This is a genomic window from Granulicella sp. dw_53, assembly GCF_018449545.1.
Lineage (GTDB): Bacteria > Acidobacteriota > Terriglobia > Terriglobales > Acidobacteriaceae > Edaphobacter.
Window position 1 is genome coordinate 140461 of the sequence record NZ_JAAVUR010000008.1, and the last position, 14829, is coordinate 155289.

At 61.6% G+C, this 14829-nt stretch carries 11 protein-coding genes; 3 read left to right on the forward strand and 8 right to left on the reverse strand.

Features of this window, described 5'->3' with window-relative positions:
* Positions 1 to 62 precede the first annotated feature (62 nt).
* Positions 63 to 2900 (reverse strand): glycosyl hydrolase, encoded by a 2838-nt coding sequence (locus HB393_RS14185; protein ID WP_213805839.1) that lies wholly within the window; start codon positions 2898 to 2900, stop codon positions 63 to 65.
* Positions 2901 to 2903: 3 nt separating this feature from the next.
* Positions 2904 to 4784 (reverse strand): beta-galactosidase family protein, encoded by a 1881-nt coding sequence (locus HB393_RS14190; protein WP_213805840.1) that lies wholly within the window; start codon positions 4782 to 4784, stop codon positions 2904 to 2906.
* Between the two features lie 182 nt (positions 4785 to 4966).
* Here HB393_RS14190 and HB393_RS14195 point away from each other — a divergent pair, with 182 nt between their 5' ends.
* Entirely contained in the window at positions 4967 to 6934 is a 1968-nt protein-coding gene (locus tag HB393_RS14195) for an EAL domain-containing protein (RefSeq protein WP_213805841.1), read from the forward strand.
* A 12-nt stretch (positions 6935 to 6946) separates the two neighbouring features.
* On the opposite strand, the gene HB393_RS14200 is transcribed toward HB393_RS14195, so the two are convergent.
* Positions 6947 to 7555 carry a hypothetical protein gene (locus HB393_RS14200; RefSeq protein WP_213805842.1) on the reverse strand — a complete coding sequence of 203 codons (609 nt, stop codon included), beginning with the start codon at positions 7553 to 7555 and terminating at the stop codon, positions 6947 to 6949.
* An 87-nt stretch (positions 7556 to 7642) separates the two neighbouring features.
* On the opposite strand from HB393_RS14200, the gene HB393_RS14205 reads away from it, so the two are divergent.
* Positions 7643 to 8194: a TlpA disulfide reductase family protein gene (locus tag HB393_RS14205; RefSeq protein WP_213805843.1), complete on the forward strand. Its 552-nt coding sequence runs from the start codon at positions 7643 to 7645 to the stop codon at positions 8192 to 8194.
* 46 nt (positions 8195 to 8240) lie between these two features.
* Here the strand turns inward: HB393_RS14205 and HB393_RS14210 are convergent, their stop codons facing one another.
* Together HB393_RS14210 and HB393_RS14215 are read right to left on the reverse strand one after the other, a co-directional pair.
* Positions 8241 to 8996, reverse strand: a complete 756-nt coding sequence (locus HB393_RS14210; RefSeq protein ID WP_213805844.1) for an SDR family NAD(P)-dependent oxidoreductase — start codon at positions 8994 to 8996, stop codon at positions 8241 to 8243.
* A 22-nt stretch (positions 8997 to 9018) separates the two neighbouring features.
* Positions 9019 to 9891: an NmrA family NAD(P)-binding protein gene (locus HB393_RS14215; protein ID WP_213805845.1), complete on the reverse strand. Its 873-nt coding sequence runs from the start codon at positions 9889 to 9891 to the stop codon at positions 9019 to 9021.
* A 106-nt stretch (positions 9892 to 9997) separates the two neighbouring features.
* Here HB393_RS14215 and HB393_RS14220 point away from each other — a divergent pair, with 106 nt between their 5' ends.
* Positions 9998 to 10915, forward strand: coding sequence for a LysR family transcriptional regulator (locus HB393_RS14220; protein WP_213805846.1), 918 nt, complete (start codon positions 9998 to 10000; stop codon positions 10913 to 10915).
* A 3-nt stretch (positions 10916 to 10918) separates the two neighbouring features.
* Here the strand turns inward: HB393_RS14220 and HB393_RS14225 are convergent, their stop codons facing one another.
* The 3 genes from HB393_RS14225 to rfbG are packed head-to-tail and all read right to left on the reverse strand — an operon-like array spanning position 10919 to position 14798.
* Positions 10919 to 12253, reverse strand: a complete 1335-nt coding sequence (locus HB393_RS14225) for a rhamnogalacturonan acetylesterase (protein ID WP_345945202.1) — start codon at positions 12251 to 12253, stop codon at positions 10919 to 10921.
* A 47-nt stretch (positions 12254 to 12300) separates the two neighbouring features.
* Positions 12301 to 13701 carry an outer membrane beta-barrel protein gene (locus tag HB393_RS14230; protein ID WP_213805847.1) on the reverse strand — a complete coding sequence of 467 codons (1401 nt, stop codon included), beginning with the start codon at positions 13699 to 13701 and terminating at the stop codon, positions 12301 to 12303.
* Complete coding sequence (gene rfbG / locus HB393_RS14235; RefSeq protein ID WP_213805848.1) at positions 13698 to 14798, reverse strand: CDP-glucose 4,6-dehydratase; 1101 nt, start codon at positions 14796 to 14798, stop codon at positions 13698 to 13700. Before rfbG ends, HB393_RS14230 begins: the two co-directional genes overlap by 4 nt.
* Positions 14799 to 14829 lie beyond the last annotated feature (31 nt).

A 14829-nucleotide genomic window follows, 5' to 3' on the forward strand; every position in this document is an offset into this window, starting at 1 on the left:
AAGGCGTGTCAACACCGACGGAATCTGCGGTGTGGTCGTGAGTTCGTGCGAGCAGGTGCGGATCAATGGGTTGCCTCTACGGTGACAAGGTGGATGGGGCCGAGGAGGCCAGAGGAGACGGGCTGGACCTTGTCGAGGTCCTGCATCTGGAAGCGGTCGCCGTACTTGGCGATGAGGGGTTTGTAGTCGTGGGGTGGAAGCGCGGCCCAGGCGTTGATGGCGGTGTTATAGACGCGGATCTCGATGTGGTTCTGTCCGGTCTTAAGGAATTTGGAGACGTCGAGGCGGTAGGGCGGGTGCCAGAGGGAGCCTGCCTTCTGACCGTTGATGAGGACGATAGCGGCCTCGCGGATGGGTGGGTCGTACCAGGCGCGCATACCGGGGCCAGGGCGGGTGACCTTGGGATCGGGCAGACCGTTGGGCCCGAGGGGGGCGTGTTCGGGCGGAGCGGTTGGGCCTCCGGCTACTGGGGCGCCGCCTTCGACCTGGAGGAAGGTTTGGGTGGTGGGGGTGGAGCTGAGGGTGAAGTCACGGGTGTAGACGACTTCGCCGGAGTAGTTTTTGGTGGCGGGGTCGGCGATCCAGTCGGTGAGTTTGGACTGGGGTTCTGACTTATTGGTTCCAGTGAAGCGAAGTTGCCAGTTCTCGGAGAGATCGGCGAGTTGGCGTCCGGCAGAGACGTGACCTATTGGTCCAGTGAAGTAAGCAGCGGAGTCCAGAATTTTGTCGTGTTCCACGGATTTGGGGTCCAACTTCTGACCGGTGTTGGAGAACACAAAGACGCGAGATTCGTAAGGCGCGAGAAAAATCCTAGCGTCAGCTGAGGGGACTGGGATGGAGGCAGTGCTATCTGGATCCCACTGTTCCCCTGCCTTGTATTTGGTTGCGAAGCTAGCGTGCGTGGCGAAAAGTCGATTGGAGGTATTTACGACGAAGTAGATATCTGCGGTCGGGAGCTTACGGCGGATGAAGCCGATGGTATCTCGATCGGTTGTTTCGAATTTGAAATCTGGGGATTGAGCTCGGTTGAGGGCTTCGGCGAGAGTGGACTCGTCGGGGACGAAGGTTTGCTTGGAGGGGTCGAAGAGCTGTTTCGCGAGGGTGGCGATCTCGGGTGTGGCTTTGCCTTCGGCGGAGAGGGAGGGGGCGTGGCCGATGGAGATGACTTTGCCTCCGGTGGTGACCCAGGCCTGGATCTTGCGGAGGGTGGTGACGGGAATGCGGTCGGTAGGCGGGATGAGGAGGATGGGGTGGTGGATGCCTAGGCGGTCGATGGCTTCGGCGTCGATGAAGTCCACGTTGTACCCGGCAGAGAGGATGGTGGACATCAGCCGGGGGGTGATGAGGCGGGCGAGCTCGCCGGTGACGGTGACCTTGCTGGGGGTGAAGTGCGCCCAGGCGTCGTCGGTGGGGACGAGGATGGCGACCTGGTTGGCGGGCTGGCCCTGGCGGAGGAGGAAGCTCATGCGCTGGATGTAGCGGGCGACGTCGGGCATGACGGGGTGCCAGGGGTTGTGGTCGTTGAAGACGGCGGCGGCGTAGAGGGACCAGCCGGGCTCACCGACCTGGGGAGCGGAGTAGGGCCAGCCGTGGCCGATGATCTGGTTCTCGCCCATGATGAAGTCGATGTCGGCCTCGGCTTTCATGTCGAGGGGAGTGGCGCGGAAGACGGGGGAGTGGAGCCAGGTAAAGGTCTCGCCGGAGGTGACGTTATTGCCGAAGACGTGATTTGCAGAGGTGGCCCAGCGGAGTGTGGAAAACGCGCGCCATTGTGGACCTTCGCCTTCCGGAAGTGCGACCAGTTTTTGGCTTGAAAAATTAACTGCTGGTTCACCATAGGTTTGTGAGCGAAACTTCGTGTGATGCGCGATGGCCCAGTTATTGATTTGAGTCAGGTAATTTTCATCCACAAGTTCTGTGAGGGTTTTGCCCCAGTCGTGCCTTACTGCTTCGGCGGAGGGGGTTCCTCCGGCTACGAGCTCGGGAAGATGGGGGAGGAGATCATAGCCGCGACGGCGTTTGAACTCGGCGGGGAGGGGGGGGGTCCAGTCGGCTCCGTAGGCTTCGAGGGAGTCGGAGAAGACGGCGTAGGGTGGGGTGGCGCCAAAGGCTTTGACGAGGGGCTCGCCGACGGTCTTGAGGTGGGTGGCTACGGCCTGATGGCTGAAGGGATCGAGGACCCAGCCTTCGGAGCCGACGGCGGCTCGCTTTACCTGTTGTTTGGTGTGGCTGGAGATGAAGAAGAGGGCGGTTCGCGGACCAGAGCCTGGAGGAAGTGGTGCGTTCCCAATGGTTTCGACGGTCTTAGCGGAAGTAGCGTCCCAACTTTTGGGTTCGCCGGAGACGACGGCGGCGGAGATAATGGAGTCGCCCTCCGGGAGTTTGAACTTCGGGAGGGTGGTGGCGTTGGCGGGAAGCGGGATCTCGGATACGCGGAGGTGGCCAGCGGCCTCTTCTAATGTGGTGGCTGCTCCGCCGTAGGGCCAGCCGCTGCCTAGGGTGACGTCGATGCGGAGGCCGAGCTTGCGCCCTTCTGATTGAGCATAGCGAACGTTATCAAGCATCTCCGGGCCAACGAAGATCTGATTGACGAGGTTTTTGGAGGGTTCGTCGAGGATTTGTGGGTAGACGAAGGCCAGTTCTACGCCGCCGATTCCGTCGGCCTTCATCTGCTGAAGTTCGCGGAGAATCTCGGGTTTTTCCACTGCTGTGCCAAACCACCACCAGCGCATCATGGGGCGGGCATCGGCTGGTGGGTTCTGGAATTGTTGCTTTAGGTTTATAGGTCTATCTGCTGCAAATAAGCTGCTTGACTGTGGTGCTGCTAGCAGTACCGCTAAGGTCGCGGATGCTCGCGCAAGGTGGAGGGCCTGTGGAAGACGTGCAGAGAAGGTGGGCATGGGCTATTCCTGTTTGCTCTTGGTCTGGTCGGTGGCTGGGCCGTCGAGGATGGGTTGGGCTAGTCCGGCGAGGTGAGGTGGGGTGGTGGAAGGCAAGAGGTCGAAGACGACAACTTCGTTGCGGCCTTTGCGGAGCCAGGGTCCGGGGACGAAGAGGGTCTGCTGGGGGCCGACGTTCCAGAAGCGGCCGATGGGGTGGCCGTTGATCCAGAGGGCACCCTTGCCGAGGGTGCGGATGTCGAGGAAGGTGTCGCCGGTGGAGGCGAGGGTGAAGGAGCCGCGGCGCAAGGTAGGGGCTTGGCTTTGTTTGGCGGCGGGGTTGAAGTGGGTGGGAAGGGTGGTCATCGGGAGGGGGTAGATCTGCCATCCGGTGAGGGGGGTACCCGAGAGGGTGACGGATTTGGTGATGCCCTTGGACTCGATCCTCATTTGCTTGGTGGAGTTGATACGTCCGTCGTTGGCTACGAGGATGTCGAGGCGGGCGGGTCCGTCGGTCTTGATGGGGAGGGTGGACTGCTTGTTGCGGCGGTCGAGGGTGCCGGTGAGTTTGCCGTCGAGGTAAATCTGGGCGTAGTCGTGGAGGTCGGTTAGGACGAGGTCGCCGGAGGTGGCGGCGGGAAGCTGGGTGCGGTAGAGGATGTAGCCGTAGCTCTGGTCGAAGTGCTCCATGGATTGTGGGGTTTCGCTGGCGATGGCGGTGGGGAGGTTCTGCCAGAGGGAGGTTGATTCGGTGAGGGTGATTGGGGGGATGGTGATGACGGGTGGGGCGGTGGGGACGGGGGGGAGGCAGGATTCGTTGCCGCACGGACTGAAGGTGGCAAGGATTTTGCGGTAGGCGAGGAGCTTGGGGGTGGGGTGGCCGGCCTCGTCGAGGGGGGCGTCGTAGTCGTAGCTGGTGACATCGGGGAGGAACTGGCCGGAGATGTTGCTGGAGCCAGCCATGAAGCCGAAGCTGGTTCCGCCGTGGAACATGTAGATGTTGATTCCGGCTCCGCGGTGGAGGATGTAGTCGAGGTCTTCGAGCTGGGGGGCTACGGGGCGGGTCTCGTGGGGGTGGCCCCAGTGATCGAACCAGCCGGGCCAGTACTCGGACACGAAGAGGGGGGCGTCGGGACGAACTTTGGCGAGGGCGTCCATGCCGCCCTGGTGGTTGCCGATGCCGAAGTTGGTGGCGGCGTAGAGGCCGGGGATGGAGCCGGCGGGGATGTTGCGCCAGTTGTCGGCGGAGTAGAGAAGGGAGGCGGTGAGGCCGGACTGCTCGAAGATGGTCTTCAAGTGCTCCATGTAGGCGTGATCGTGATCGAAGTTCCCGTACTCGTTTTCGACCTGGGTCATGATGATGGGGCCGCCGTGGCCGATCTGGAGGGGAGCGACCTCCTGAGCGAGGCGGTGAATCCAGCGCTCAGTGGGGACCATGAAGGAGGGGTCGTTGGAGCGAAGGGTCTGCTCCATGGCGGGATCTTTGAGGAGCCAGGCGGGGAATCCGCCGAACTCCCACTCGGCGCAGGAGTAGGGGCCGGAGCGGAGGATGACGTAGAGGCCTTCCTGCTGGGCGGCCTTGATGAAGGCGGCGAGGTCGTTGTTGCCGGTGAAGTCGAAGTGGCCGGGGGTGGGCTCGTGGATGTTCCAGAAGACGTAGGTGGCGATGGTGTTGAGGCCCATAGCCTTGGCCATTTTGAGGCGGGCATGCCAGTACTCGCGGGGGATGCGGGCGTAGTGGAGCTCGCCGGAGAGGATTTTGAAGGGCTGGCCGTTGAGGAGGAAGTGATCCTGCTGGATGGTGAAGGTCTGAGTGGGCTTTGGCGGCTGGGAGCTGGCGGAGGTGGCTGCTCCGAGGAGGGAGGCGAGGGCGAGCGCGGAGGGAAGGAGTATGGTTCGGGTCATATGGGTGGAATTGCGGCTAAGGAACCACGGGTGCCACGTTAGTTCATTTGAGGCAAAGTTTCAAGGGGAGAACATGTTGGCTGGGGCAGCGATGGCGATTCGGAGGATTGCGTCGGCTAATGGCAGCTAAGCCCGTAGCTTATTGAAGAATAATGTCCGAGGCGTCCCGTTAGGGATTTAGTATGAGCCTCATGATTCCAGACTATGTGGTTGATTTGCGGAGGGGGATTGAGAGTGACGAGATTGTGCCCTACTTTCAACCGCTGCTGGAGTTACGAACGGGCCAGTTGATCGGATTTGAGGTGCTTTCGCGGTGGAAGCATCCGTTGCGAGGGATGGTTCCGCCGGATGAGTTTATCCGGATGGCGGAGGATGCGGGGCTGATCGGGCAGCTGATGGAGAAGGTACTGCTGCATGCGTTCTCGACGATGCGGCGACTGCCGGAGTATCTGCGGCTGTCTATTAATGTGTCGGCGATTCAGTTGAGGGACAGGACGCTGCGGCGGCAGGTCTGTCTGGCTGCTGAGCAGGCGGGTTTTTCGCTGAAGCGGCTGACGGTGGAGATTACAGAGAGCGCGCTGGTAGGGAACATCGAACACGCGCGGACGATTACGGAGGAGTTGAAGGCGCTGGGGGTGCGGATCGCGATCGATGACTTCGGGACGGGGTATTCAAGCTTAAGGCATCTTCATGCGCTGCCGTTCGATGAGATTAAGGTGGATCGGACGTTTGTGCAGACGATGCTTTCGCGGCGTGAGAGCCGGAAGATCGTGGCGGCGATTATCGGGTTGGGGCAGAGCCTGGGGTTGACGACAGTAGCCGAAGGAGTCGAGGGCGAAGCGCAGGCGGACATGCTGCTGTGGATGGGCTGCGATCTGGGGCAGGGATATTTATATGGGCGTCCGGTGTCGGATAAGAGGCTGGAGCGATTCGTCCTGGAGCAGAAGAAGGCGACGCGGCGGGAGGTGGGAAGACCGCCGAACTCGGAGGATGCGACCTTCCAGATGGACGCGCTGCCGAGCCAGCGGCTCTCGCAGTTGCAGGCGATCTACGATGGGGCTCCGGTGGGGTTGTGTTTTTTGGACCGGAACGAGCGCTATGTGAGCGTGAACAAGCGGCTGGCGGAGATGAATAACGCGCCGATTGTGTCGCACCTGGGACGGACGGTGGCGGAGATGATTCCGGAGTTCTATGTCTTTCTGGGGCCGTATATCAAGCGGGCTATGAATGGAGAGGCTTTTTCGGGGCTGGTGTTTCGCGCAGCGCGAGCGGATGGGGTGGTCCAGGTGCGGTCTACTTCTTATCAGCCGACTCGGGACGAGGCTGGTGAGGTGGTGGGGGTGTCGGTGGCGGTGGTGGATATTACGGAGCGGGAGAGTGCCGAGGTGGCGCTGCGGGAGAGCGAGATTCATCACCGGTATGCGGTGGAGCTGAGTCCGCAGGTTCCCTGGACGGCCGATGCGCAGGGACAGATTATCGAGGCGAGTCCGCAGTGGACGGTGTTGACGGGGCTGGGACGGGATGAGTCCATGGGGATGGCGTGGACGAAGGCTGTGTATCCGGAGGACCTGGTTGGGGCGCGGGAGAGGTGGACGCATTCGATCAAGACGGGCGAGCTGCTCGATGTGGAGTACAGGGTTCGCACCACGGAAGGGAAGTTGCACTGGATGCGGGCGAGAGCGGCTCCGAGGCGAGATGACTCCGGGCAGATCATTCGTTGGTATGGGACGCTGGAGGATATCGACGACTACAAGCGGGCGAAGGAGGAGCTGCGCGAGGCGGTGGCGCGGCTGCATGGGGTCTTCGATGCGGTGCCGGTGGGGATTGTGATCGCCGAGGCACCCAGCGGGAGGATAGTGATGGGGAATCCGCAGGCGGAGGCGATTTTGAGGCACCGGATTTTGGAGACTCCGGATGTCACCTCGCATGAGGAGTGGGTGATGTTTCACCTGGATGGAAGCCGGGTGGCGACGGAAGATTATCCGTTGGTGCGGGCGGTGGTGCGTGGGGAGGCCAGTGGCGCCGAAGAGTTTTTGTACCTGTGCGGCGATGGAGTGAAACGGCGCGTGAGCCTGACAGCCGCGCCCATCCTTGGGCAGGAGGGCGAGATCATCGGGGGGGTGGTCACGATCCAAGAGGGCAAAGATTAGAGGCTGGGAGGCCTATTCGGGGACCTGCCAGCCGGCTAGTGTTCCGGCGAGGGTGGCCTGGGCGGTGCTTTCGCCGGAGGTAGCCTGAGCCATCTTGGGGAAGGCGGCCTGGACATCGGGGGTCTTGGCCCAGACGGGGACGTCCTGCACAGTGTAGCGATAGGTGACGCGGGTCTCGGGGAAGCCGTTTGCCTGGGCGGGGGGCGTGAAGGAGTCGACGGCGGTGACGGTGCGGTGGCCGTAGCAGAAGCGGGGAGCGTAGCGTGCTCCGGTGGTGGTGACGGTGTAACGGCTGACCTTGATGGCGGGCTCCTGGGCTACGGTGAGGAGCTGGGCCTTGACGAGGGAGTCGAACTGCTTGGTCTCGGTCTTATCGGAGGTGCCGTAGGGGAAGCGAGGCGGGTCGGGGAAGAGGCACTCACTGTGGTTCAGGAAGTTGGCGTTCAGGCCCGCGATGAAGTTCTCTGGCGTGGCTTTGGTCTTGGAGTGGCATCCGGCTGCGAAGCAGAGCAGGGCGACGGAGAGAGTGCTGGTGATGGCGTTCCTATGGCTAGGCTTCATTGCGGAGGAGACGTTGCTGGAGGAAGATTGCATGGGCGTACCGTTCTTATCGTTGATCACTAGTCTCGATTCTTACGTATGTGTCTGGATGTTGAGATGCTGAAAGTTGGGGCGGCGTCTGGCGGGATGGGTGTGGGAGGATGAGGGATGGCCGAGGCGGTGAAAGACGCGCGAGGTTCGAGACGAGGGGCGTTTGCCTTTGTGGGAGCAGCCGTGCTGGTTTTGGCGATCCTGGCGATGCCCTGGCAGCGGCGGTCTGAGCCGCTGATTACTGTGAGTCAGCGACGCGTACTGCCGGATGTGGCTCTGACTCAACTCGATGGTGGGACTTGGAGGCTGACGGAGCATCGGGGGCAGGTGGTGCTGATCAACTATTGGGCAAGCTGGTGTGGTCCTTGCCGGACGGAGACGCCGGGGCTGGTGCGGCTGGAGGAGGAGATGCAACCGAAGCTCGCGGTCGTCGGGATCTCAATGGATGTGGGAGGCAAAGAGCCGGTACGCGAGTTTGTACGACGGATGCATGTCGGGTATCCCATTGCGTTTCCGGAGCCGATGTCGCAGATGGCGACGGGTATGGCAGGGATCCCGACGACGATTCTGGTGGACCGCCAAGGCAGGGTCGCCAAGACCTATGTAGGCGAGACGAAGGAGCGGGAGTTTCGGGCGGACGTGGAGCGGTTGCTGGGGGAGGGCTTTTAGGAGTTAGGAGTTAGGAGTTAGGAGTTAGGAGTTAGGAGAGCTTTGACTACCATGGAACTGGTTCTCCTAGATGAAAGAAGCCTCCGCTTGGACCATCGTGGTTGAGGAGTGCGAGTGCGGTGCTGGTCTTGCCTCCTTCATCTGGCTCCAAGGTAGCAGCGGAGCCACCGAGCCCTGTCTTTGCCCAGCCTGGATGCGCGGAGTTGACCTTGATTGGTGTGTCTCGCAAGGCGTGCGCGAGGTAGATGGTGAATGCGTTGAGAGCGGTCTTGGAGCTGCCGTAGCCGAGGGACTTGTACTCCGAGACGAGGGGTTGGTTTGGGTCCGTCTGCAGCGTGAGTGATCCCAGGATGCTGGAGAGGTTGACGATACGTGCTGCCGGAGCCTGGCGAAGCAATGGCAGCAGGGTTCGGGTGAGTGCGATGACGCTGAAGAAATTCACGTCGTAGGTTTTGCGAAGGTCTTCCAGGGAGACAGTGAGCGTGGTGTTGTGCGGGCCAAGGTCTGAGGCGGTGCCCTCGAGACTGACGGCGGCGTTATTCACGAGGATGTCGAGGTGGCCGTATTGCGCGGAGATGAGATCGAAGACGCGGGTGTGATCCCGTTCGTGGAGGGTGTCGAATGCTATCGATTGGGCTTTGAGGCCGCGCTCTCGAAGGGAGGCAGCGGCCTTTTCACCAGACTCAGAATCTCTGGTGCCAAGAACGACTTCTATTCCGGCTTCTCCGAGCTCGCGAGCAGTCTCGTAGCCCAGACCGCGGTTGGCTCCCGTGATGAATGCAACTTTCCGGGTGTTTGTCATGATTCTTTCTCCAGAGGAGCGGTTAGCTGGTGGGATCTTGTTTTGCGACCAGGGAGCGCAGGAGGGTCTCCAGAGATGTGCTGCCCTTGAGGGATTTTGCTTGTCCGACTTCGAAGTCGATCCATCCTTCGTTGAAGCCGTCGATCATGCGGATGCGCGGCGTTGGATTCTTCATGCCCTGGGAGCGGAAGAGGTCTTCCCAGGTGTCGCGCGGTACGGGGGCGACCTGTACAGGTTTGCCGAGGGCGGCGGAGAAGCCGGCGGCGATGTCGTTGGAGGAGTAGCGCTGCGGTCCTTCGAGTTCGACGATACGGACGCCGGTCCAGGTCTGGCTGAGGAGCTCCGTGGCTGTGTGGGCGATGTCCGAGGTGGCGACCATGGGGATCTTGTGATCGAGAGGCTGGAGGAAGGTTGGGATGACGCCGGCACGGGCGGCGTCCACGTCCCATATGGAGTTTTCCATGAACCAACCGGGGCGCAGCATAGTGACGGGAACAGAGAGAGTGCGCAGCATATCTTCTGTGATCTTGGAGTTGTTCAGGAGATTGGGCTCCTGCGCCTGTGCACCTACCGAGGAGAGGAAGACGAGCTTTGGCGGCTTCGCTGCTTCGATGGCGAGTTTGATTGCTGCAGCGGTTTTGATGGTCTGGGGAAAGCCGGGTTTGGGATCGAAGTCGGGCGGGGTCATGAGGAAGACGCCTTCGGTGTTTTGAAAGGCTTGGGTGAGTGCTTCTGTGTCGTCGATAGACGCTATGACGACGTCGCAGCCCAGAACGGCCCATGGCTGGCCCTTGCTTGCGTCGCGCACTATGGCTCGGACTCTCTTGCCTTGGGCGAGAAGGTTGCGTGCGACGGCTCCACCTACTTTTCCTGTAATTCCTGTGATTGCAAACATTGTCGGCTCCCGATCAGAGGTCTCTGATCTGGATATCTGATGTCAGCCGCTATTGATGCGATTGGAGCATGTATGTCATGTTAGATATGATCCGAAGGCATAAATCATGAGCTTTGATGAACGAGTGTTGAATGGGATGAGCGTGCTTGACGCGATTGTGCAGAGCGGTAGCTTTGCCGGTGCAGGGAAGGCGCTGAATATGTCGCAGTCGGGCGTGAGCCGATCTATTGCGCGGCTGGAAAAGCGTCTGGGCATACGTCTGTTTGCGCGGACGACGCGTTCAGTTGTCATTACGGATGAGGGACGCCGCCTGTATGAGCAGATTGCGCCGCTACTGGCTGGTCTTGAGGATGCTGCTGCTTCCGTCGTCGAGGGGCGAACGCTGGTGCGAGGAAGCCTGCGGGTCAAGAGCCATCCTGTGTTTTCGCATCTGCTGATTGGGTCGCGTTTCAAGGCCTTCCTTGAAGCCCATCCGGAGCTGAATGTGGAGCTTGTGACGCGAGATCAACTGGGGGATCTTGTCAGCGAGGGCTTCGATATTGCCATCCATCTGGGGGAGCCGCAGACGTCGAGTCTGGTGGCGAGAAAGCTGTGGGATACGCGCATTGTCACGGTAGCGGCACCTTCGTATCTGAAGCGCTACAAGCGGCCTGCGATACCGCAGGAGCTGGCGACTGAAGGACATGTCCTGATCGACTATCGCGATCCGGAGACGGGACGGCCGTTCCAGTGGGAGTTTCATCGTGGCCGCAAGGTCGTGAAGGTTGCAACGGGTGGACAGCTTATCGTCAGCGATATTGTGACGATGCATAACGTCTGCCTGGCAGGCTATGGAGTCGCGCAGGTGATGGAGTTGGCGGTTTCGAAGTTGATTGCGGATGGACGACTCATCGACCTGTTTCCAGATTGGCCGGACGAACGCTTTCCGCTCTATGCGCTGTACCCGTCGAGGAATTATCTGCCCGCGAAGACGCTGACCTTTCTGGAGTTCGTGAGTTCGCTGGTCTCATCCGGAACGAAGTAGTGACTAGGTTTGAGGAACGGTCATGACGTTGGTCTTGATCTGGATGGGGGTCTCGGGGAGGTGGAAGGTGGACTGCGCATCGGGGTGGGCGGGGTCGAAGTCGGGGACTTCGGGGGCGAGGAATTTGGTGAGGGGTAGGTTCGCTGCGCGGATGCCGTGGACGATGCAGCGGGCGAGCTCGTAGGCTCCGTAGCCGTTGAAGTGGGTGTCGTCGTTGATGGCTTCGGTCTGGTTGGGGTAGGAGTTGGCGGGGTAGTGCATGAAGGCGTGGATGGTGGCGTCGGGGCCGAGGGCTTCGAAGAGGGTTTTGGACATGGCGTTAAGGTCGATGAGGGCGACCTTCTGTTCGGCAGCTAGCTCGCGGACGGCGTCGGGGTAGCCTGCCAGGGAGTTGGTGATGTGGCCGGAGGCGTCGAAGGTGTTGCGGTTCATGGCGGTGACGACGATGGGGGTGGCTCCGGCGGCGCGGGCCTTGGCGATGTACTCGGTGAAGATGCGTTTGTACTCGGCGATAGGAACTACGGGTTCCTTGGTGGTGGGGTTGATCTTCTGGTCGTTGTGATTGAACTGGAGGAAGAGGTAGTCGCCGGGCTGGATGAGGGAGAAGATCTTGGCGAAGCGTTGTTCGGAGGTAAAGGACTTTACGGTCTCGCCGGACTCGGCGTGGTTGGCGATGACGATGCCGGGAGAGAAGAAGCGGGGAAGCATCTGGCCCCAGGCGGCCCAGGGTTCGATGTCTTGATCGACGACGGTGGAGTCTCCGGCTAAGTAAATTGTTGGTTCTTTGATGGGCTCGATGGAGATGGAGCGGACGCTGGAATGATCGCCGTTGAACTCGAGGGTGAGCTTGGGGTCCCAGTTGAGGTTGCCGATCTCGCGGGGTTTGAGGCGGACGCGGTTTTGCGGCCCGGAGGGAGAGGTGATCTCGGGGAGGCGGACGTTGACGTCGAAGCTGCGGGTGACGGAGGCTTTGGGCTTGGTGGGGATCTTCTCCAGCATGAGGCGTCGGGCTTCGGATTTTACGGTGGTGACGGACGCTTGTGGACCGCCCAAGACTACGGTTATGCGGTAGCTGCCTTCGGGGATGGGGACGGAGAAGAAGAAGGGTTTGTCGCTGGTGCAGACTTTGCTGTCGATCTTTGGGGTGGTGTTGAGGTCGAAGCCGGCGGTGGTGTCGGTGTAGGGAGTTGTCGGGGAGAGTGCGTGGTCGGCGGGGGCGCAGGTGTACTTCATTGGGGCGAGAGACGCTGATTGGGCGAGGGCGGAGGCAGTGAGGGCGAGGGCGGGGAGGAGGAGCTTGAACACAGGAGCCTCTTTTGCGATGGGAAAGAGTTTCACATGGGGAATCTTACTACTGCGCTGGCTCTGGCGGAGCCGGTCTCTGATTAGAAGTGGAAGATGAGGTCGGAGGCGGCGGTGAACTGGTTGTGGCGGGTGCCGTTGTCGTAGGCGGCGGAGTCCCAGGCGCGGTCGAAGCGAAGCTCAGGGCGGATCTGGATGGTGCTGCCGATCCAGTGGTTCCAGGCGAGGGTGTTCTCGGAGTAGCGGGTCTGGAAGCCGGTGCGCTGGCCCTTCTTATCGTTGAGGAAGTCGCTGCGGAGGGTGATGTAGTCGTGGGGCGAGAGCTGCTTGTTGAGGTAGTTGACGATGGCGTACTCGGGGGCGGTGCAGCGAATCTGACCAGGACGGCAGTATGCGCCGTTGGTGTTGGTCTGAGGCTGAATGGGGCCGCCGACGGCAGGGACGTCGAGCTGGTACATATACCAGGCTTCGGTGGCGATGTGGATGGTCTTCGAGAACTTGTGGTACCAGGTGGCGTCGTATTGCTGGAGGTTGTCGAAGGCGTATTTGCCGCTGTTGATGCCGTTGGCGCAGGCGTAGATGTTGTCTTTCGCGGATTGGGTGGTGAAGCTGACGCAGGCCGTTCCGGAGGGCTTGGCGTCGGAGGTCCAGGGGGCGACGTCGTGGCCAGCGGTGATGCCGAGTTGGATGAGCCAGCGGTTGCTGAGCTTGATGGTGGCTAGGGCGCCGGTGTCGGTGAAGGGATCGATGACGTAGAGGAGGGAGTGGCTGAAGAGGTAGTTGTTGGGGGAGAGCTGGGCTTCGATGCCGGGGATGGAGATGTAGCGGCCGATGCGCAGGTTCATGCCCTGGGCTACGTGAGGGAAGTAGATGTCCACGTATTCGAGGGAGGGATCGAAGCCGTACTGGCGGCCGTGCTTGAGGAGCTGGCTGCTGAAGTAGCCCTTGTTGGTGGTGTAGCGGTAGTCGGTGCCGTAGAGGGCGGTGAGGTGGAAGCCCCAGTCGATGTGGTCGCGCTGGACGGAGTTGGGGAGGCGTTCCACGTAGAGGACGGCTTGGTTGAGCTCGAAGCGGTTGGAGAAGAGGTCATTGCCGACGGGGGTGTTTCTGTTGGATGAGGTGCTGAAGTTGAGGGTGGGGTCGAGCCAGCCGTAGATCTTGATGCGGCTCTTTGCTCCGTTGATCGCGGTCATGAGGGGATAGCTGTTGGTGTCTGGCTCGCCGATGACGGGGGAGCCGCCGTAGGACCAGTCGATGCTGGGGAAGGGAGGAGAGTCGAGCGGAGAGGGGAGGCCTCGGCGGGGTGGCGCGGGGGACGCCGGGGCGTTGGGGTCCGGGTGCCAGTCTTGTCCGTAGAAGTTCTTCCAGTGGGTGAAGAAGCTGGAGGGCGATGCGGTTGGGGCCACGGGAGGTGGGGTCGTCTGCGCGTGAGCGGAGAGGCTGACGAACAGGAGTGTGGCGAGAAGAATTTCGCGAGGTGTCATCGATGGTCGGTGGTCAGCGATTCGTAGGATGCGATTTGCTGGAGGGTGAAGGCCTGCATGTCGGCCCCGGACTGGTGGGAGCGGTACCACTCGACGAGCCATTGGAGGGCGGTTTCGAGGTTGAGGCGCGGGGTCCAGTGGAGGTCGGCGCGGGCGCGGCTGGCGTCGAGCTTCAGGTAGTGGGCCTCGTGGGGGGTGGGGGCTTGATCGAGGACCCAGGAGGCTCCGTCTCCCCAGAAGCGGGTCATGCGATCGGCGATCCAGGAGACGGGCTGGGCGTCGGACTCGGATGGGCCGAAGTTGTAGGCGGTGGCGTAGCGTGCGGCGGCCTCTGGATTTTCAGGGAGGAGTTTTTCGGCGAGGAGGATGTAGCCGTGGAGGGGCTCGAGGACGTGTTGCCAGGGGCGGATGGCGTGGGGATGGCGGATGAGGACGGGCTCTCCGGAGAGGAAGCCGCGGACGAGGTCGGGAATGAGGCGGTCGATGGACCAGTCTCCGCCGCCGATGACGTTGCCGGCGCGGGCGGTGGCGATGGCGACTCCGTGGTCGGCGAGCTTCGCGGGGTGGAAGTAGCTCTGGCGGAAGGAGGCGGCGGCGATCTCGGCGCAGGCTTTGGAACTGGAATAGGGATCGTAGCCGCCGAGGGGATCGGTCTCGCGGTAGGGCCAGATCCACTCCTTGTTCTCGTAGCACTTGTCGGTGGTGACGCAGACTACGGCTCTGACTGAGGGCGTTCGGCGGACGGCGTCGAGGACGCGGGCGGTGCCAATGACGTTGGTCTCGTAGGTGGTGATGGGGTCGTCGTAGGAGGCGCGGACGAGAGGCTGCGCGGCGAGGTGGAAGATGACCTCGGGGGCGAAGTCCTGGATGGCTCGATCGAGGGTGGTGGAGTTGCGGATGTCGCCGCGCAGGTCTTCGATTTTTTCGTTGAGGCGAGCAGAGGAGAAGAGGCTGGGTGTGGTGCTGGGGTCGAGCGAGTAGCCGCGGACGTTGGCTCCGAGGTGATTGAGCCAGAGGGCGAGCCAGCCGCCCTTGAAGCCGGTGTGGCCGGTGAGGAAGACTCGCTTTCCGGTCCAGAGGTTGTTTGTTGCGTTCATTCTTGGTGTTCCTTGGTGGCTGAAGTGTTGG